The organism is Nonomuraea coxensis DSM 45129 (genome assembly GCF_019397265.1).
GTDB classification, from domain to species: domain Bacteria; phylum Actinomycetota; class Actinomycetes; order Streptosporangiales; family Streptosporangiaceae; genus Nonomuraea; species Nonomuraea coxensis.
Map to the genome: position 1 here is coordinate 6,515,567 of NZ_CP068985.1, position 16,436 is coordinate 6,532,002.

The 16,436-nt window shown below is 68.3% G+C and carries 19 protein-coding genes, 1 other RNA gene and 1 pseudogene; 9 read left to right on the forward strand and 12 right to left on the reverse strand.

Translation table 11 applies throughout. The annotated features are described in order from the left end of the window. Window positions 1–73: 73 nt before the first annotated feature. Complete coding sequence (locus Nocox_RS30515) at window positions 74–679, forward strand: dihydrofolate reductase family protein (protein WP_020542828.1); 606 nt, start codon at window positions 74–76, stop codon at window positions 677–679. A 46-nt stretch (window positions 680–725) separates the two neighbouring features. Here Nocox_RS30515 and Nocox_RS30520 read toward each other — a convergent pair whose 3' ends face one another. The 4 genes from Nocox_RS30520 to Nocox_RS30535 are packed head-to-tail and all read right to left on the reverse strand — an operon-like array spanning window position 726 to window position 2,925. Further along, entirely contained in the window at window positions 726–1,232 is a 507-nt protein-coding gene (locus tag Nocox_RS30520; RefSeq protein ID WP_020542827.1) for an NUDIX domain-containing protein, read from the reverse strand. Continuing rightward, on the reverse strand, window positions 1,229–1,816 hold the full coding sequence (locus tag Nocox_RS30525; RefSeq protein WP_020542826.1) for an NUDIX domain-containing protein: 588 nt from the start codon (window positions 1,814–1,816) through the stop codon (window positions 1,229–1,231). The genes Nocox_RS30520 and Nocox_RS30525 overlap by 4 nt, the downstream gene beginning before the upstream one ends. 45 nt (window positions 1,817–1,861) lie before the next feature. Then, window positions 1,862–2,080 (reverse strand): DUF397 domain-containing protein, encoded by a 219-nt coding sequence (locus Nocox_RS30530; RefSeq protein ID WP_020542825.1) that lies wholly within the window; start codon window positions 2,078–2,080, stop codon window positions 1,862–1,864. After that, window positions 2,077–2,925, reverse strand: coding sequence for a helix-turn-helix domain-containing protein (locus Nocox_RS30535; RefSeq protein ID WP_157383003.1), 849 nt, complete (start codon window positions 2,923–2,925; stop codon window positions 2,077–2,079). The genes Nocox_RS30530 and Nocox_RS30535 overlap by 4 nt, the downstream gene beginning before the upstream one ends. A 249-nt stretch (window positions 2,926–3,174) precedes the next feature. Between Nocox_RS30535 and Nocox_RS30540 the strand changes: the two genes are divergently transcribed. Further along, entirely contained in the window at window positions 3,175–4,407 is a 1,233-nt protein-coding gene (locus Nocox_RS30540; protein ID WP_157383002.1) for an IS701 family transposase, read from the forward strand. Window positions 4,408–4,805: 398 nt separating this feature from the next. On the opposite strand, the gene Nocox_RS30545 is transcribed toward Nocox_RS30540, so the two are convergent. Beyond that, window positions 4,806–5,570, reverse strand: a complete 765-nt coding sequence (locus tag Nocox_RS30545) for a transposase family protein (protein ID WP_219495520.1) — start codon at window positions 5,568–5,570, stop codon at window positions 4,806–4,808. Window positions 5,571–5,659: 89 nt separating this feature from the next. Here Nocox_RS30545 and Nocox_RS30550 point away from each other — a divergent pair, with 89 nt between their 5' ends. Next, window positions 5,660–5,968, forward strand: coding sequence for a hypothetical protein (locus Nocox_RS30550; protein ID WP_020541878.1), 309 nt, complete (start codon window positions 5,660–5,662; stop codon window positions 5,966–5,968). Between the two features lie 85 nt (window positions 5,969–6,053). Then, complete coding sequence (locus tag Nocox_RS30555) at window positions 6,054–6,347, forward strand: hypothetical protein (RefSeq protein ID WP_157382905.1); 294 nt, start codon at window positions 6,054–6,056, stop codon at window positions 6,345–6,347. Window positions 6,348–6,374: 27 nt separating this feature from the next. Here the strand turns inward: Nocox_RS30555 and Nocox_RS30560 are convergent, their stop codons facing one another. After that, window positions 6,375–6,902 carry a P-loop NTPase family protein gene (locus tag Nocox_RS30560; RefSeq protein WP_026214063.1) on the reverse strand — a complete coding sequence of 176 codons (528 nt, stop codon included), beginning with the start codon at window positions 6,900–6,902 and terminating at the stop codon, window positions 6,375–6,377. 294 nt (window positions 6,903–7,196) lie between these two features. Here Nocox_RS30560 and Nocox_RS30565 point away from each other — a divergent pair, with 294 nt between their 5' ends. Continuing rightward, a complete protein-coding gene (locus tag Nocox_RS30565; protein WP_020541880.1) occupies window positions 7,197–7,727 on the forward strand; it encodes a GNAT family N-acetyltransferase in 531 nt (176 codons plus the stop codon). A 142-nt stretch (window positions 7,728–7,869) separates the two neighbouring features. Continuing rightward, window positions 7,870–8,058 (forward strand): annotated as a pseudogene (locus Nocox_RS43365) (integrase core domain-containing protein); the annotation flags it as partial. A gap of 170 nt (window positions 8,059–8,228) precedes the next feature. On the opposite strand, the gene Nocox_RS30575 reads toward Nocox_RS43365, so the two are convergent. Together Nocox_RS30575 and Nocox_RS30580 are read right to left on the reverse strand one after the other, a co-directional pair. Beyond that, complete coding sequence (locus Nocox_RS30575; RefSeq protein WP_020541882.1) at window positions 8,229–9,023, reverse strand: hypothetical protein; 795 nt, start codon at window positions 9,021–9,023, stop codon at window positions 8,229–8,231. A 382-nt stretch (window positions 9,024–9,405) separates the two neighbouring features. Continuing rightward, window positions 9,406–9,873: a hypothetical protein gene (locus Nocox_RS30580; RefSeq protein ID WP_246649606.1), complete on the reverse strand. Its 468-nt coding sequence runs from the start codon at window positions 9,871–9,873 to the stop codon at window positions 9,406–9,408. A 73-nt stretch (window positions 9,874–9,946) separates the two neighbouring features. Here Nocox_RS30580 and Nocox_RS30585 point away from each other — a divergent pair, with 73 nt between their 5' ends. Next, the gene (locus Nocox_RS30585) at window positions 9,947–10,441 is read left to right on the forward strand and encodes a tyrosine-type recombinase/integrase (RefSeq protein ID WP_157382906.1); all 495 of its coding nucleotides are present in this window, start codon (window positions 9,947–9,949) and stop codon (window positions 10,439–10,441) included. A gap of 34 nt (window positions 10,442–10,475) precedes the next feature. Here the strand turns inward: Nocox_RS30585 and rnpB are convergent. The 4 genes from rnpB to Nocox_RS30605 all read right to left on the reverse strand — a co-directional run bounded on the left by rnpB (window position 10,476) and on the right by Nocox_RS30605 (window position 13,830). Beyond that, an RNA gene (gene rnpB, locus Nocox_RS30590) (RNase P RNA component class A) lies at window positions 10,476–10,863 on the reverse strand. Between the two features lie 158 nt (window positions 10,864–11,021). Continuing rightward, the gene (locus Nocox_RS30595; protein WP_020541885.1) at window positions 11,022–12,290 is read right to left on the reverse strand and encodes a bifunctional RNase H/acid phosphatase; all 1,269 of its coding nucleotides are present in this window, start codon (window positions 12,288–12,290) and stop codon (window positions 11,022–11,024) included. Next, on the reverse strand, window positions 12,287–13,027 hold the full coding sequence (locus Nocox_RS30600) for a zinc ribbon domain-containing protein (RefSeq protein WP_026214064.1): 741 nt from the start codon (window positions 13,025–13,027) through the stop codon (window positions 12,287–12,289). Before Nocox_RS30600 ends, Nocox_RS30595 begins: the two co-directional genes overlap by 4 nt. Window positions 13,028–13,029: 2 nt before the next feature. Then, entirely contained in the window at window positions 13,030–13,830 is an 801-nt protein-coding gene (locus Nocox_RS30605; protein ID WP_026214065.1) for a Nif3-like dinuclear metal center hexameric protein, read from the reverse strand. Window positions 13,831–13,924: 94 nt separating this feature from the next. On the opposite strand from Nocox_RS30605, the gene Nocox_RS30610 reads away from it, so the two are divergent. Further along, a complete protein-coding gene (locus Nocox_RS30610) occupies window positions 13,925–15,379 on the forward strand; it encodes a flavin-containing monooxygenase (protein ID WP_020541888.1) in 1,455 nt (484 codons plus the stop codon). Between the two features lie 9 nt (window positions 15,380–15,388). Next, on the forward strand, window positions 15,389–16,420 hold the full coding sequence (locus Nocox_RS30615) for a dipeptidase (protein ID WP_026214066.1): 1,032 nt from the start codon (window positions 15,389–15,391) through the stop codon (window positions 16,418–16,420). Window positions 16,421–16,436 lie beyond the last annotated feature (16 nt).

Genomic DNA, 16,436 nt, shown 5'->3' on the forward strand with positions numbered 1-16,436 from the left:
CCGGCATGTAGAGAACCCGCCCCCTGCTCCGACTCCTTCGTGAGAACCGCTCCACCACGAAGGAGAATGCGAGATGAGCAAGGTCACCTGCGACATGGCGATGTCACTGGACGGCTTCACGGCGGGCCCCAACCAGAGCCTGCGCAACCCGTTCGGCGAGGGCGAGGACGGGCGGCTGACCCGCTGGATGGTCGACGAGCCGGAGGCGCACGCCGAGGTCATCGCGGGCATAACGGACGCGGGGGCGTTCATCATGGGCCGCAACATGTTCAGCCCCGGGCGCGGGGCGTGGGACCTCGGCTGGACCGGCTGGTGGGGCGAGGAGCCTCCCTACCACGCGCCGGTCTTCGTCCTCACCCACCACCCGCGCGAGCCGCTGACGATGAAGGGCGGGACGACGTTCCACTTCGTCACCGACGGCATCGAGGCCGCCCTGGAGCGGGCGCGGGAGGCGGCGGGCGACCGGGCGGTCGCCGTCGCGGGCGGGGCGCACACGGTCAACCAGTATCTGGCGGCGGGGCTGATCGACGAGCTGCGCCTGCACGTCGCGCCCGTCTTCCTGGGGCGGGGCGAACGGCTGCTCGCCGGGATGCAGAACCTGGACCTCGAGCCGGCCGGGGAGCCGTGGGGCACCGCCCTCGTCACGCACCTGACGTACCGGCTGCCCCGCCGCGCCTGACCCCTGCCGGCTGTTCGACTCAGGGCCGCGGGCGCTCGGCGCCCTCTTAACTGAGGGCGGCGCCCTCTCCGCTGAAGTACGCCGCCACCACCCGCGTGTGCAGCGAGAACGCCAGCTCCCGCGGCCCGTCGATCAGCAGCCACTCCGACGTCTCCGCGGTCGCCACCACCGGTGGAAGCGCGTCGACGGCCACCCGCGGCCCGACCCCGAACACCAGCAGCGTCCCGTCGGGCGCGCTGATCACGTCGAACAGCCGCACCTCCCGCGCCTCCACGACCACCCCGGTCTCCTCGCGCAGCTCCCGTACGGCCGCCTCCTGCCACGACTCCCCCAGGTCGATGAAGCCGCCCGGCAGCGCCAGCTCCCCGCGCCGCGGCTCGACCGCCCGCCGCACCACCAGCACCCGCCCGCCCTCGACGGGCAGCACCAGCACGGCGACGGGGAGCGGATTGAGATAGCTGGTGTTCCCGCACGCGGCACAGGTGCGCGGCCACGGCTGCCCGCCCGCGAAGGCCGCGCCGCAGAAGGAGCAGTGCGTGTTCCTGGTCGTCATCGGCCCAGCCGTTCCATGAGTTTCCCGGCGAACCGGTGCAGATGGGGATCAAGGTGCTCGCCAGGCTCGTCGAGCAGCCGCCGTGGCGCCACCCACCTGATCGCCGAGAACTCCCGCCGGTCGTAAGTGGTGACGGTGCCCACATCCAGGACGTACCAGAGCGAGACATCAGTGTGCGCCCCCTCACCCCGCGTCCGCGCCGACGTGACGAAAAAGGGCCGATCACCACTGACGGCACTCGGAACCGCCGCCGTGTGCAACTCCTCCTGGCACTCCCGGACGACGGTGTCCCAGGGATCCTCCTCCGGCTCCACATGCCCACCGCTGGGCAACCACAGCCCGGCCTTCCGATGCGCCACCAGCAGCAGCTCCTCGTTCGGGTTGAGCGCCACGAAATAGCTCACCAGGTGCGGATCGGGAACGTCAGGCTTCCTGGTCCGATACAGCGGCGCCCCGCTGGCGATCCAGGCCAGCACGCCGGCCGCCTGCTCCTCCTCCGTCCGATCCCAGGGCGTGATCGCCTGAATCCGCTCCGTGAGCTGGACCCGCGCGGACGCGGCTTTCGAAGATCCCTCAGCGACCATGCAGAGCAATCTAGCCGTACGACCAGTCGCCCTCTCACAATCGGATCAGAAATCGAATTCGCCGCGTTTGGCACCGTCGATGAAGGCGGCCCACACTGCCTCGCGCACGACGTACGGAGCCTGCTCAGGCGCTTCCGTGTCTCGGATGGCGACACGTCCGCCGGACAGCGGCGCCACCTCCAGGCAGTTCCCGTTGTTGGCGCCCGAAGCCCTGGCCTTACGCCACTCGGCATGGGCCAGTTCCTGGGACAGATCCTCACTCATTCCTCATACCTCGCTATCGCGTCGCGGATCACGTCCAAGCTGCTGTGCAAAGGGAGCGCCCAGGCGCGGATCAGGTCATATCTCAGGCTAATAGCCTGAACCTCCTCGACGCGATCGGTTACCTGACCACTGGATGCCGACTCCAGGTAAGCCCAGCCATGCCCGTCGGGAAGGGTCGCGATGGCGAAGCCGCCGAGCAGACCGGTAGTCACACCGGCCGCCAGTGGGACCACCTGAAGCGTGATCTTCGGATGTCCTGCGAACGTGAGCAGCCACTCAAGCTGTTGCCGCATGACCTGACTGCCCCCGATCGGGCGCTGCAAGACCCCTTCGTCGATCACGGCGGCCAACATGGGCGCCGACGCACGGTCAAAGATGTTCTGCCGGTGTAGGCGTACCTGTAGCGCTTGTTCGACCTCTTCAGGTGTCTGGCCGGGGACTCCACGGAGCACCGCGCGTGCGTAGTCGGCTGTCTGGAGCAGGCCCGGGACGATGAGTGGTTCCCAACTGCGGATGATCCGTGCTTGCTTTTCGATCTTTGGCCACTGACGAAACCACGGCGGGGATGTTCGCGGGTTGATCTCCTTCCACAGCTCGATCAGCCGTTCTCCCTTGGGACCGAAACCTTCAGGCGACGCGGCCCGTCTGACGAACTCCTCCGGGACGGGGCGCTTCGCCAGTTCGTAGTAACCGACCAACGTCCCCGAACAGCGAATCCTTCGCCCTAGGGCCTCCTGCGACCAACCCTCAGCCTCGCGCAGCCTCCGCAGCTCCTGACCAAAGGCGACCTCGGGCGGCACGGGCGCGGACGAGTCCGGCTGGTCTTGCATCTGGAGTTTGGCCATCTCCGCGATCTTGAAGACGAGAATGCAGGCTGCAGCGGGGGAGCTGACGGCTGAGTGCGTGGTCAAGTGCCGGCCATGAACTGATCATTCCCTCTTGGCCGTGCCCTGACATGCGGAAACATCGGCGGTTCTCATCACACCGTCTCCGCAGAGGGGTGTCCGCCGATGTTTCCGGAACCGACCCTACCGGCAAGCTGGCGCTGGCTGCTGGCAGAGTTCCGACGCTGTTTCTCCTCCTCCACTTTCCCGGTGTTCTGCGCGCTGACCACGGGTTTGGTGGCCTGCACCCGGTTTCGCACGATCACCGGGATGCTGGTCGGCGCGGGGATGGACCTGCTGTGGCGGCACGAGCGCGCGCACCGCTTCTTCTCGCGCGCCTGCTGGTGCATCGACCACGTCGGCATGGTCGCGGCACGGCTGGTCATCACCTCGTTCATCGAGTCCGGCGCGCCGATCGTGGTGGCGATCGACGACAGCGTCACCCGCCGCAGCGGCAAGAAGGTGCACGGCGCGTTCTGGCAGTACGACGGCTCCGCGCCGGGCGGCAGGAAGACCAGCCGCGGCAACTGCTTCGTCACGGCGGGGATCGTCGTCCACCTGCCGTTTCTCCCTCGAGCGGTCTGTCTGCCGGTCTTGGTCCGCTTGTACGTCAAGGACGGTCCGGGCAAGGTCGCCATCGCCGCCGAGCTGACCGGCCTGCTCGCCCATGTCGCCGCAGGCCGCCGGATCCACGTCGTCGCCGATGCCGCCTACCACGGAAAACCCCTGCGCGACCTGCCCACAGGCGTGTCGTGGACGTGCCGGATCCCCCGCAACGCCGTCCTGTACGCCCTGCCGCCCGAGCCCAGCGGCAAGCGGCGGGGCCGCCCCCGCACCAAGGGCGACCGCCTCGGTCAGGTGCACGAGCTGGCCGTCGGCCGCTCATGGAAGATCCACCGGCTGCGGCTGTATGACAAGCAACGCACCCTGCGCGTGTCGGAACTGGTCTGCCTGTGGTACGGCAGCTTCGGCGCGGCGAAGGTCCGCGTCATCTGGGTTCGCGACATCGATTCGGCCAAGACCTTCGACATCGCGCTGGTCACCACCGACCTGCACACCCCGGCTGAAGATCTTGTGGTCCGCTACTCATGGAGGTGGAGCATCGAACAGGCATTCTTGGAGGCACGCCATCTGCTCGGCGTGGGCCAGGCCCGCAACCGCACTCCCAAGGCCGTCGAGCGCACCCTGCCCATGGGGATGATCGCCTACAGCCTGGTCATCGTCTGGTACGCCCGCCACGCACACACCACCACCGACGTGGTCGCCGAGCACCGCCGCCGCGCCCCGTGGTACCGCACCAAGACGGCACCCAGCTTCGACGACATGCTCGCCCTGCTCCGCCGCGCGATCATCGCCTCACGATTTTCCGCGATCCGGCCCACACAGCCCGACCCCACGAAAATCAGCGACGACGAGCTGACCTGGGCTTACGCGACGGGATAACGGCCAAACTCGAGCTTGCATACGATCCTCCGTTCGCCGATTCCAACAGAAGTTGTGTCCAGCAACAACAACAGCCACAACTTATTCGTTGGAAGGTGTCGGAGTCGCCTAGTGAAGAAAGTAGCTGTTATGGAGCATGCTTGGAATAGTCTTTGAAGAACAAGGGAGCATCGCCCAGTCGTTTCAAACACAACAACAAGCATTTTGTTGTGACACAAGCGCCCATACACGAAGGATTGGTGACGCAATGACCAGCGAGCTGCCGGACACAACCCCCCTCGCCGCCCATAGGCCGATCACTCAACTGGCCGCCGCCGCCCACTGCGCGGCTCTCGGCAAGCTCGCGGCACTCCTGGCAGAGCGCGGCATGCGTACTCGGCAAGTGGAGTGAGTGCTTTTCATCCCGCCTCGCGGCGCTGAAGGACGAGGATCGCTTTGACGAGCTGACCTGCGAGGAGTGGGCAGCACCGGAGTTTGCGCAGAATACGCCAGGTCTTCAGTTGTGCATTGGCCCGTTCTCCCGGTCCGCGGAGCTTGGCGTGAGCGGCGTTGGCGGCCTTCTGGGAGGCGGGCTTGTTGCGGCCCTTGTAGGGCACGCGTACGTGCTCGCCGGCTCCGACGTAGCCCTTGTCGGCGAGGGTGATCAGGTCGGCGGCCTTGAGGCGGCGCAGGATGCCCCAGATCCGGGCGGCTTTGAGGTCGTGGACGGAGCCGGGCAGGGAGCCGGAGGTCCACAAGGGTGTGCCGTCGGGGGTGGCCAGGATTTGGATGTTCATGCCGTGCTTCTTGTGTTTGCCGGAGTAGTAGGGCCGGTCGGCGGCGACGCGGTCGATGGGGATGAGGGTGCCGTCCAGGACCAGGTAGGGGTAGCCGGCCCGCTTGGCCGCGCGTAACACCTGCTCCAGGCGGGGCGAGCGGCGGGCGAGCAGGGCGATGGCCTCATGGATGTAGCGCCAGGCGGTCGCGATGCCGACGCCGAAGCCTGCGGCGACCTCTGCCAGGGTCTCGCCTTTGCGCAGGTGGACGAGGACGAGCAGGGCTTGTTGGCCGGGGTTGAGGCGACGCCAGGGCGAGTTGATCGTCTTGCGGTGCCGGCGCAGGATGCCGGACAGATAGGACAGGGTCTGAGGTGACAACGGCAGCGCGGCGCGGTAGAACAGCAACTCGGAGCCTCTGGTCTAACGGTTGATCTTGGTCGACAACCCTTCTACCAGGGGCTCTTCTACTTGTCGATCAGACCCACTCGCGCAGTATGCCCGCGACCTGCGGCTTCAGGATGGAAAACACTCAGTGGCTCAAGCTCTCGCTACGCTCCGGCGGCTTCGACCGAGATTCAAAGTGGGACCTAGACAGGTATCCGCCCGAACTCCTGGTGTTCGGCTCGCAAGGCCAGCGCCTCGCGATCGTCCACATAGCCTCCCGGTCTTTCGCCTACGTGCTCGTAGTCGCGCAGACCAGCAAGAGCAACGAGATCCTCCCCGATCAGCGCTACGTAATCGGAGACGAGAATCCAGCCGCCACCGCCGCAATGATCCCCGGTTACTTCGCGGACGCCTCATGAACCTTGACGAACTGCCCGTCGAGCTCACTGGCGCGCCCTACCTTGCCAGGTTGGACGGCAAGCTCGCGGCACAGAAAGCGGCACGATGAACGTGATCGTGCCAGCCATCGTCTGGTACGAGAGCAACGCCATCGGACTCGAATACGGAAGAATGGGCAGCCTCAAGGCTTTCTCCATCCACTACTTCCTGAACCGGTACCACCTGTCGCCACGTCTCAGCCGCGTGGAAGGCGTTCCATACCCCCGAGAGGAATTCAGGACGCGGGAGGAAGCGCGTAAGCGCGCAAGCGAGATCCGCGACGAATGGCGAAAGGCTCTCGCGACCTCATATAACGGCCCGCACCGGCGGGCGGCACTGACGGCCCCGGTAGAGGCCTAGCTGACGGTTCCTCTAGCAGGATGCTAGCTATCCCTGGCCGCCCGCAGGGCAGCGGCCGGAAGCCACCTGCTCCAGCCATCGGCGCGTCTCGGCGCGGCTGGTCAGGAACACCACCGGCTTGCCCGCAGCGAGTTCGTCGGTCTTTGCCAGCACTTTGGGTCGCATGCGCCGACGGTAGGTGGCCACGTAGGTGATCACGCCCCAGTGGATGCGGTTGTAGACGCCGGAGGTGTGCTGACCGGCGCCGTGCCGGAGCTGGCGGGAGAAGATCCCCCACAGGGCAACCCCAGTAGGCACGTCCGTCATCACCACGGTGTCGCACGCTTTCAGCCGGACGTGCAGCGAGGAGTTGTAGTTGCCGTCGATCACCCAGCGCGGTGCCGCGACCAGCTCCCGCTGGGCCGCCTCGAACTTCTCCGGCGGCAGCGGGTTCCATTCGTCGTCGTAGTAGACCGCGTCGAGGTGCGTGACCGGCGCACCGAGCAGACGGCCGAGTTCGCGGGCCACGTAGGATTTACCGCTCCCGCCGGACCCGACGACGGCGACCCGGTTCATCTGCACGGTGCCCCAGGATAGTAGAAACGGGCCTGGTCAAGGCGGCGATGGCGAGAGGTGGAACCTCGGGCGCGCTGGCGGAAAAGGAAGTGTGAACTCCGCCGCTCCTCCGGTCTTTTCAACGGATGTCGTGAGAGTAGGGGGGTGTTGCCGTCGGTCGTGTCAGCTCCCCTAGGTGCTACGGCCGGCCGAAAGAGCCGGGATCGTTCACCCAGCCGCGCCCATAGCTCGCCGGTGAGCCACGCGTTCATGCAGACGTTGAACGTCGTCCTACAAGATTGTTAGCCTGCGCGCATGTCAGATCTAGGACTGGTGGCTTGGCCGCCTGAGCCGATCCGGACCGAGCGGCTCGTGCTCCGTGAGCCCGAAGCGCTGGACTGTCCAACGTTCATCGAGCTGCTTGCCTCGCCAGAGGTGCACACCTACCTCGGCGGTCCCCGCCCGCGTGACGAGCTTGAGCGCGAGATGCCCGAGGTGCCCGAGCGATGGCCCGGGAGTTTCGTCGTCGAGCTCGACGGGGCGATGATCGGCCAGATCCTGCTCAGGAGAGCAGCCGAGCACCGTCGCCCGGCTGCCGTGGGAAAGGCCGATCTCGGTTACCTGTTCCTGCCGAAGGCCTGGGGACAAGGGTACGCCGCCGAGGCGTGCGCGGCGGCACTCGGCTGGTTCGACGGCGTTCTTCCCGGCGAGCCGGTGGTGCTCACCACCCAGAGCGCCAACGTCGGCTCGATGCGTCTCGCGGCGAAACTGGGGTTCACCGAGGTCGAGCGCTTCCATGCCTGGGACGCCGAGCAGTGGCTCGGCCTACGGCCCCCGGCCACGTGATGGAGCTACGCGATCTTGGCTCTGACGCTTGATGCTGTGGGTGATCTTCACGATGGTGGCAGGTCGTGGACGAGGCGTGCGAACGGTTGAAGAGAGCGAGTCGGCCTCGGGATAGACGCCTGGAAATGTCGTGACGCCCTCTCACAGCGATGCCGGCAATCAATGCACCGTCGGCAGCGTCGGCGACGCCCTGATGGAAACGCAGATCGGCCTCTACAAGACCGAGCTGATCAGCTTCGAGGCCCCCTGGCGCAGCCTGGCCGAGGTGGAACTGGCCACCGCCGAATGGGTGGCCTGGTTCAACACCACCCGCCTGCACTCAGCCATCGGACAACGAGTTCGAGGCCATCTACTACGCCCAGCACCACCCCAACGAAGCCCTAGCAATCAACCGCTGAGGTCCTCCATCAAAGCCGGGGCGGTTCAAGCTGACCTCGGCGTCAGACCATACGTAGTGCCCATGTTTCCACTGTGTGTCTGGATGCGTACCCGATGACCGCGTCACGCGGAGGCGACCGACACAGCCGAGGGCGCGTCGAGGTCGTGGGCGGAACGGGCCAGCCAGACCACGGCCAGGACACCTGCGACCGCCACCACGTCGTCGTAGACCTCCCGCGGCACTCCGCTCAACCCGCCCGCCATCATGAGCACGAGGGGCAGCACCAGAGCGAGGATGCCGTACTTGACAGTGGCTCGCTGGAAGCGGTCGTTGTCCCACTGCGCCCGCAGGACCAACACGTTCCAGATCAACGACCCGAAGCCGGCGACCAACCCGAGAGCTCCGACTGCGTGCCCGGACAACGCCAACCCCAAGCCGACGGCGGCGCCCCCATACCCAAGGATGCCGCAGACCAGCAGGATGAGGACATGTCTTCGGGTCCGTCCCACGACCGGAGAGAGCAGGAGCACGACCCCAACCATCGGTACGAACGACACAACGGTCCCCCACAGGGACCAGCTCACCAGGAACGGATTGACCAGGGTTGACGCTGCCGCGACGTACAGCGCCACGCGCAAGCGCCATGTGTCCCGGTCCTGCTCCGCCGACGCCCCAGTCAGCGGTCCTCGCAGGAACTCCCACAACGCCCAGGCCACCACCAGTCCCGCCAGCGTCAGCAGGAGCACGTTCAGCCACGTCGCCTGGATGCTCGCGTCCGGTGCCGCGAACAACGTCATCCACCACAACGCGCCGAGGTCGCCGGCAGCCAATGCGACCACGACGGCGACGACCAGCGCGGAGAGGTAGACGCCCGTGACTATGAAGGCGGGAACGCCTAAACGGTGACGACGGAGCACGTGACACTTCCCGGAGGAGAGAAGGCTGGAGGGGAAGCCCCACCATAGCGAGCCCGGCACCCGCAGTCATGTGCGGGCCTCCCCGGAGGTCGGCGTGACGATCGGCCCCCCTTGCCTTGATCGAGGAAAGGAACCTGAGGTGCGTGCCTCAGCTCAGCCGAGCTCCCGCGATAGGACTCGAACCAGACGTTCAGCGTTTTGATCAGTTCACGCTGGTTCGGGTACGAGGCCAGGTCGATCAATCGGGTTCAGACCTGTTCGTGCTCGTGTGCCCTGTGTGGCTCCGGTCTGGCTCCCCTTTGGGCTCTCAGCCAATCACGCTTCTCGGGGTCGGCTGCGTCCGCCTGCGCCCTAACGCGTGTGGCACGCCCGAAGTCAGATCTCACCAGCAGCGGGGATCCCAGAGAGTCCTTCCGTAGTATTCGATGTCCACGTCGACGATCACGGTCTGGTACTCATATCCGGCCTCTTGCCTCGTCGGCTGCTGGTAGCCGTGTTCCACCCAGGCGCCGATCGAGAGTTCGGAATAGCGCTCGTCACCGTCAGCGATCTTGGCGGCCTCGTAATGCTTCACTACCTCGTCGACCGGCCTATCCGTGACCAGGTCAAAGCGGGTGTGGAACGTACAGTCGCCCGAGTCGCCGCTTACTCTTGACTGCGGGTCGTAGAAGGCGGGCCGCGAGCCGCCGGGTGGCGGCGGGTACTCTACGAGTCGGTCCACAAGCTGGGACAACTGATGGTCGTGGATCCACACAGGCGTCTTGAAGAGCGCGTAGAGCAGAAGTAGCGGCGCCATCACGACAACCGTTCCGCGAAGCCAACGCGGACTCCTCGGTGCAGTGATCGACATGGTCCGTCATCCTTCCGTATCAGCCGCAAACCTGCGCGGAGCGCCACACAGCTTGGGTCTTTCCCTAAACCGGGTGAACGGCGACGAAGGCATGATCACCGTGGATCGGCAGGTTGTGGTCATCGATCGACGACCGCAGCTCGGCCCGCCGAAGACCTCCGCGTCATTGCGAGACGTGCCCATGCCCGACTTCGTCGCGGCAGCGATCGACCAACATGCCAAGCGGTTCGGGCTTGCCTCGGATGCTGTGCTGTGCCGAACCGGTCGGGGCACCCTGCTCCGGCGCGACTACTTCAACAAGAAGATCTGGAAACCCGCCCTGGCGGTCGCCGGCCTTCCCGAGGACGTGACCTTTTACGATCTACGCCATACCTTCGCGAGCACCGCCCTGGCCGAAGGCGTCCCGATCTCCGAGGTGTCCCGGTGGCTGGGGCACAAGTCCATCACCACGACTGTGGACCTGTACGGCCGCCTGGTCCCGGAGGCGACCTGCCGAGCCCGTGATGCCCTGGACAAGGCGTTCAAGCCAGCGCTGAATGTGCCCGGAAAGTGCCCTGGCGGATCTTGAGAGTGGCTGCGGTGCAGGTCACAGGGTTGATGGGGTGACGAGTCGGCCTGTAGGCCGGGTTCTGTCCTTCGTGTGAAGGGGCGACCATCCATCTAGGGCCGTCGTTGCCGGCGGCCTCGAGCGGTCTACCCGCGCGGCTCGGGCGGGCAGCCCTCGAACGTCGCGCGCGGAATGCTCCGAGAAGCGTTCCTTCTTGACCTTGCTCCGGGTGGGGTTTACCTAGCCGCCCACGTCGCCGTGGGCGCTGGTGGTCTCTTACACCACCCTTTCACCCTTACCTCCCGGCGTGCGGGAGGCGGTCTGCTTTCTGTGGCACTGTCCCGCGGGTCACCCCGGGTCGGTGTTACCGACCACCCTGCCCTGTGGAGCCCGGACCTTCCTCGGCGGGCCCTGGGGCCCGACGCGGTCGCCCGGCCGACTCGTCTGGCAAAGGGTATCAGTTTCAAGTCGTTCTCAACCCAGCCGCAAGATCGCCCCGGTGGAATGGGCAAGGTCATCGCCTGAGGGGGGCGATGCGCAGGCGGCCGTGCCGGGGCCTTGGCGGACCCCGGCACGGCCACAGCTCCGCGTAAGCGCGAGGTCAGCGCAGGTGTGCGGTGTCGTTGAAGGACTTCACGACGGCGGGGCCGTCGGCGTAGTACTCGATCAGGCTCAGGCAGGCCAGGTCGAGGTGCATGCGGTAGAGCGACTCCAGCGGGGCCTTGAGCGCCAGGCGCAGGAGCATCTTGATGGGGGTGACGTGGGAGACGGCGAGGACGGTCTTGCCCTCGTACCGCTCCACCAGGCGCTCCCCCACAGCCCCCACGCGGCGGGCGGCGACGGCGAAGCTCTCGCCGCCGGGTGGGGCGGCCTCGGGGTCGGCGAGCCAGGCGGCGAGTTCGGCGGGCCAGCGGCGCTGGATCTCCGTGAAGGTGTGGCCCTCCCACGCGCCGAAGTCGGCCTCCCTGAGGTCGTCGTCCACCTCGACGTCGAGGCCGGTGCGGGCGGCGACGGCGGCGGCGGTCTGGCGGGCGCGCCGCAGCGGGGAGGAGACGATCACGTCAGGACGGTACGGCTCCCGCGACAGGCGTTCGGCGGCGGCCTCGGCCTGGGCCAGGCCGTTGGGGGTGAGCTCGGGGTCGCCGAGGCCGGAGAAGCGGCGTTCGAGGGAGAGCTCGGTCTCGCCGTGGCGGAGGAGGAGCAGGGAGGTGGCGACGCGGGTGGGGGGACGCCATCCGGTGCCCGTCTCCACCTTCTTCCCGGCGGCCCGGGTGCGCTGCTGGGCGGCGGCCACGGAGGCGGTGGGCGCGGAGAGGTCCGAGGCCCGCGCTGCGGTGCCCCTGGCCGGGGCGGCGATGCCGCTTACGTCCAGGAGGTCAGTCTGCGAGGGCGAGGGGGAAGGGGGCAATCCCGGTTCGGCGCTGTCGCTCGTGCCGCCGGCCCTCCACCGCAGGCCCTGGGCGGCGGCGTCCATGGCCTCGTTGGCCAGGCGGTCGGCGTGCTGGTTGCGTTCGCGCGGGATCCAGGTCCACTCCGTGACCCGCAGCCGCCGCACCAGCGCGCCGGCCTCGGAGGCGAGCGGCCGCAGCCCTTCGTTCTTGATCTTCCAGCGTCCGGCCATCTGCTCGACGACCAGCTTGGAGTCCATCCTGACGGCGACGGCCGCGCCCTCGCCGCCCACCCGCAGCACGGCCCGCAGGCCGGCGATGAGGCCGCGGTATTCGGCCACGTTGTTGGTAGTGACGCCGATCGCCTCGGCGGCCTCGGCGAGCACCTGGCCGCTCGCCGCGTCCTTGACGACCGCGCCGTAGCCGGCCGGGCCAGGGTTGCCGCGCGAGCCGCCGTCGGCCTCGATGACGTAGTCGGTCACAGGCCGGACTCTGCGGTGCGGACGAGGATCCGCCTGCACTCCTCGCAGCGGAGCACCTCGTCGTGGGGTGCGCTCTTGATGGAGTTCATCTCGGCGATGGACAGGGCGACCTTGCAGCCCTGGCAGCGGCCGTGGCGGAGCATGGCGGCGCCGACGCCGTACTGGTCCCTGAGCTTCTCGTAGAGCTTGAGCAGGTCGGCGGGGATCTCGGCGGCGACGCCGGTGCGGCGGCCCTGGACGTCGGCCGCCTCCTTGTCGATCTCCTTGAGCGCGGCGTCGCGGCGATCCTCGGCGGCCGAGCGCGCGGCGGCGGCCTCGTCGCGCTTGGCCACCAGGTCGCGCACCTTGCTGTCGGCGGCCTCGCGCCGCTCCATGATCTCCAGCACGACCTCCTCCAGGTCGCCCTGCCGCTTGTGCAGCGAGGCGATCTCGGACTGCAGGCTCGCCAGGTCACGGGGGGAGGTCACGGCGCCGGAGTCGAGGCGCTTCTGGTCGCGGTCGGCGCGGGTGCGTACGGCGTCGACGTCGCTCTCGGCCTTGGTCTGCTCGCGGGCGAGGTCGCCGGCCTCGGTCTCGGCCTCGATGACCTGGGTGGCGAGCCTGGCGTACTGCTTGGAACGCTCGTCGATCTCGGCCAGCTCGGGCAGGGTGCGGCGGCGATGGGCGAGCCGGTCGGCCACGGAGTCGAGCTCTGCCAGGTCGAGCAATCTCTTCTGGGCGTCAGGCGCAGCTTTCATGATCAATATCCTCTTGTCCAAGCATCGGTGACCGTGGCGGAGACACGCGTCTCAACGGTAACGCCACTGGCGTGCAGGATGGACGCCGCGCTGTCGAGCCACGGCCACTCGGTCGCCCAGTGGGCGGCGTCGATCAGCGCGGGCCCGCCCGACTCGACGAACTCGCTGGCCGGATGGTGGCGCAGGTCGGCCGTCAGGAACACGTCCACCCCGGCCTCGGCGGCGGCGCCGAGCAGGGAGTCGCCCGCTCCCCCGCTGACCGCGACGCGGCGCACGGGCCGGGAGAGGTCGCCCGCCACTCTGATGCCCCACGCCGTGCGGGGCAGCCCTTCGGCGGCCCGCGCCGCGAACTCGCCCAGCGTCGTCGGCGCGGGCGGCTCGCCGATGCGGCCGAGCCCGCGCCACGGGTCGTCGGGGAACGGCCGCAGCGGCACCAGGTCGCCGACCAGGCCGACGGCGCGGGCCAGCGCGTCGGAGACGCCGGGGTTGGCGACGTCGGCGTTGGTGTGGGCGGTGTAGAGGGCGACGCCGCGCCTGATCAGGGTGTGGATCAACCGGCCTTTGGGGGTGGTGGCGGCCACGCTCGTGGTGCCGCGCAGGTAGAGGGGGTGGTGGACGACGATGAGGTCGGCGCCCCACTCCAGGGCCTCCTCGGCGACGGCCGCGACGGGGTCGACGGCGAGCAGCACTCGCCTTACCTCCTGGGTGGGATCGCCGCTGACCAGCCCCACCGCGTCCCACGACTCGGCCCGGGCGGGCGGGTAGGCCGCCTCGAGCACTCCGATCACGTCCGTCAACGTCACAGCAGCCACCTGCGAAGACTATCGGCCTCGGGGAGGGTCGCGGCGGATCGACGTTCGGCGTAATGTAAGTGGATACTGACTGGCGGAGGGTGGCATGGCACCAAGCGTCGCGATCATCGGAGCCGGCTTCGGCGGACTGTGCATGGCGATCCGGCTGGAAAGGGCCGGGATCCGCTCGTACACGATCTTCGAGAAGGCGGACGACCTCGGCGGGACCTGGCGCGACAACAGTTATCCGGGGGCGGGCTGCGACATCCCGTCCCATCTGTATTCCTACTCCTTCGAGAAGTACGCGAGCTGGACCCGTCGCTACCCGGACCAGCCGGAGATCCTCGGCTATCTGGAGCACTGCGCCGACAAGTACGACGTACGGCGGAAGATCAGGTTCCGCAGCGAGGTCCGCAGCGCCGCCTTCGACGGCCGCCAGTGGCGGATCACCGCCACCGGGCCGGACGGGGGCGAGCACACGGAGGCGTTCGACGTCATGGTGGTGAGCATCGGCCAGCTCAACCGCCCCCACCTTCCCGACATCCCCGGAATGTCGGACTTCACGGGCGTCTCCTTCCACTCCGCCCGCTGGAACCACGACCACGACCTCACCGGCAGGCAGGTCGCGGTCATCGGCACCGGCTCGTCGGCGGCCCAGCTCATCCCGCCCGTCGCCGAGCGCGCCGAGCGGCTGCACGTCTTCCAGCGCACCCCCAACTGGGTCATCCCGAAGCCGGACGCCACGTTCGGCCCGCTGACCAAGCTCGCCCTCCACTACGTCCCCGGCCTGCAGCGGGCCTACCGCGAGTGGATCTACCGGTACGCCGAGGCCACCCTCTACCCCGCGCTCGCGCACGGCTGGAGCACGGGCCTGCTGAAGAAGCGGGCGCTCGGCCACCTGTACGACCAGGTGCCCGACCCGGCGCTGCGCGCCAAGCTCACCCCCGACTACCCGCCCGGCTGCAAACGGGTCGTCATCGACAGCCGCTTCTACCCCGCCCTCACCAGGGACAACGTGGACGTGATCACCGACAAGATCGTCCGCATCGCCCCGCGCGGCGTCGAGACCACCGAAGGGCTGCGCGAGGTCGACACGATCGTCTACGCGACCGGGTTCAAGAGCACGGAGTTCCTGACCCCGATGGAGATCACGGGCCGCTCCGGCCGCTCACTGCGCGAGCGGTGGGCGAACGGCGCGGAGGCCTACCTCGGCATCTCGGTGCCGGAGTTCCCCAACATGTTCCTGCTGTACGGCCCCAACACCAACCTCGGCCACAACTCGATCATCTTCATGCTCGAATGCCAGGTCGGCCACATCATGGCCTGCCTGCCCCGGCTGACCGAGCAGGGCCCGATCGAGGTGCGCCCCGAGGCGATGGCGGCCTGGACGCGGCAGCTCGACGCGGCCATGGAGCGCATGGTGTGGGGCGGCGGCTGCCAGAGCTGGTACAAGACGGCCGAGGGCCGCGTCACCAACAACTGGCCGGGCCCGACGACGCTCTACCGCAGGCTCACGGGCAAGGCCCCGGGTGGCGCCTACCGGCTGAGCCCGGCGCGGTAACGTCCGAGCATGACGCTTCACCCCTTGCACCGGCGTGCCGTCGTCGCCGACACGCACAACGACCTGCTGATGGCCGTCTCCGCCCGCCCGCCGCACGTGTGGTCGTCGTTCTTCCGCGACCGCTGGCTGCCGCAGCTCACCGCGGGCGGGGTCGACCTTCAGGTCCTGCCGGTCTTCATCGACGACCAGTACCGCCCTGAGGGGGCGCTGCGGCAGACGTTGCGGATGATCGAGTGCGCCCACGTGATCGCCGAGGGCAACGCCGACCGGGTGTCGCTCTGCCGCGACGCCCGCGAGATCGACGCCGCGCTGGAGTCGGGCAGGATCGCGCTGGTGCTGGCGATGGAGAGCATGCCGGGCCTGGACGCCAGCGTCGAGCTGATCCCGACGGTGCACCGGCTGGGCGTCCGGGTGGCGTCGATCGCGCACTTCGGCCGCACGCCACTGGCCGACGGCAGCGCCGAGGACGCCACCGGCAGCGGCCTGACCTCGCACGGCGTCGCCGCCCTCGCGGAGATGGAGCGGCTCGGCATCATCTTCGACGTCTCCCATCTCGGCGCCTCGGGTGTCGCGCACGTCCTGGAGCTGGCCACCAGGCCGGTCATCGCCACCCACTCCTCGGCCCGTGCGCTGCGTGACCACCACCGCAACCTCACCGACGAGCAGTTGCGCGGCGTGGCCGCGACCGGAGGCGTGGTCTGCGTCAACTTCTTCGCCCCCTTCCTGGCCGAGCAGCCGGCCGGCTACACGCTCGACCGCCTGCTCGACCACATCGAGCACATCGCCGGGGTGGCCGGCATCGACCACGTCGGCCTCGGGCCCGACTTCGTCAAGGAGGTCTACGACGACCTGATGCCGCCGTTCTGCGAGGGCGAGAACGACCGCGGCGTGGACCCGAAGGCCACGGTGCCCGGCCTGGCGGGGCCGGAGGGCCTGCCTCTGGTCACCGAGGGGCTGCTCGCCCGCGGCCTGCCGGAGAAGGACGTCGAGAAGATCATCGGCGGCAACGTGCACCGCCTCTTCGGCGAGCTGCTGACCTGAGCGGGGGCCGGGCCCG

What these genes read in the sequence shown, in the direction of transcription:
- Nocox_RS30580 (WP_246649606.1), bottom strand. Translation starts at nt 9,873, where the DNA reads ATGTCGATCACTGCACCGAGGAGTCCGCGTTGGCTTCGCGGAACGGTT.
- Nocox_RS30520 (WP_020542827.1), bottom strand. Translation starts at nt 1,232, where the DNA reads ATGACGACCAGGAACACGCACTGCTCCTTCTGCGGCGCGGCCTTCGCG.
- Nocox_RS30610 (WP_020541888.1), top strand. Translation starts at nt 13,925, where the DNA reads ATGGCACCAAGCGTCGCGATCATCGGAGCCGGCTTCGGCGGACTGTGC.
- Nocox_RS30530 (WP_020542825.1), bottom strand. Translation starts at nt 2,080, where the DNA reads ATGAGTGAGGATCTGTCCCAGGAACTGGCCCATGCCGAGTGGCGTAAG.
- Nocox_RS30560 (WP_026214063.1), bottom strand. Translation starts at nt 6,902, where the DNA reads ATGAACCGGGTCGCCGTCGTCGGGTCCGGCGGGAGCGGTAAATCCTAC.
- Nocox_RS30515 (WP_020542828.1), top strand. Translation starts at nt 74, where the DNA reads ATGAGCAAGGTCACCTGCGACATGGCGATGTCACTGGACGGCTTCACG.
- Nocox_RS30600 (WP_026214064.1), bottom strand. Translation starts at nt 13,027, where the DNA reads ATGAAAGCTGCGCCTGACGCCCAGAAGAGATTGCTCGACCTGGCAGAG.
- Nocox_RS30555 (WP_157382905.1), top strand. Translation starts at nt 6,054, where the DNA reads ATGAACGTGATCGTGCCAGCCATCGTCTGGTACGAGAGCAACGCCATC.
- Nocox_RS30565 (WP_020541880.1), top strand. Translation starts at nt 7,197, where the DNA reads ATGTCAGATCTAGGACTGGTGGCTTGGCCGCCTGAGCCGATCCGGACC.
- Nocox_RS30535 (WP_157383003.1), bottom strand. Translation starts at nt 2,925, where the DNA reads ATGGCCAAACTCCAGATGCAAGACCAGCCGGACTCGTCCGCGCCCGTG.
- Nocox_RS30525 (WP_020542826.1), bottom strand. Translation starts at nt 1,816, where the DNA reads ATGGTCGCTGAGGGATCTTCGAAAGCCGCGTCCGCGCGGGTCCAGCTC.
- Nocox_RS30615 (WP_026214066.1), top strand. Translation starts at nt 15,389, where the DNA reads ATGACGCTTCACCCCTTGCACCGGCGTGCCGTCGTCGCCGACACGCAC.
- Nocox_RS30550 (WP_020541878.1), top strand. Translation starts at nt 5,660, where the DNA reads ATGCCCGCGACCTGCGGCTTCAGGATGGAAAACACTCAGTGGCTCAAG.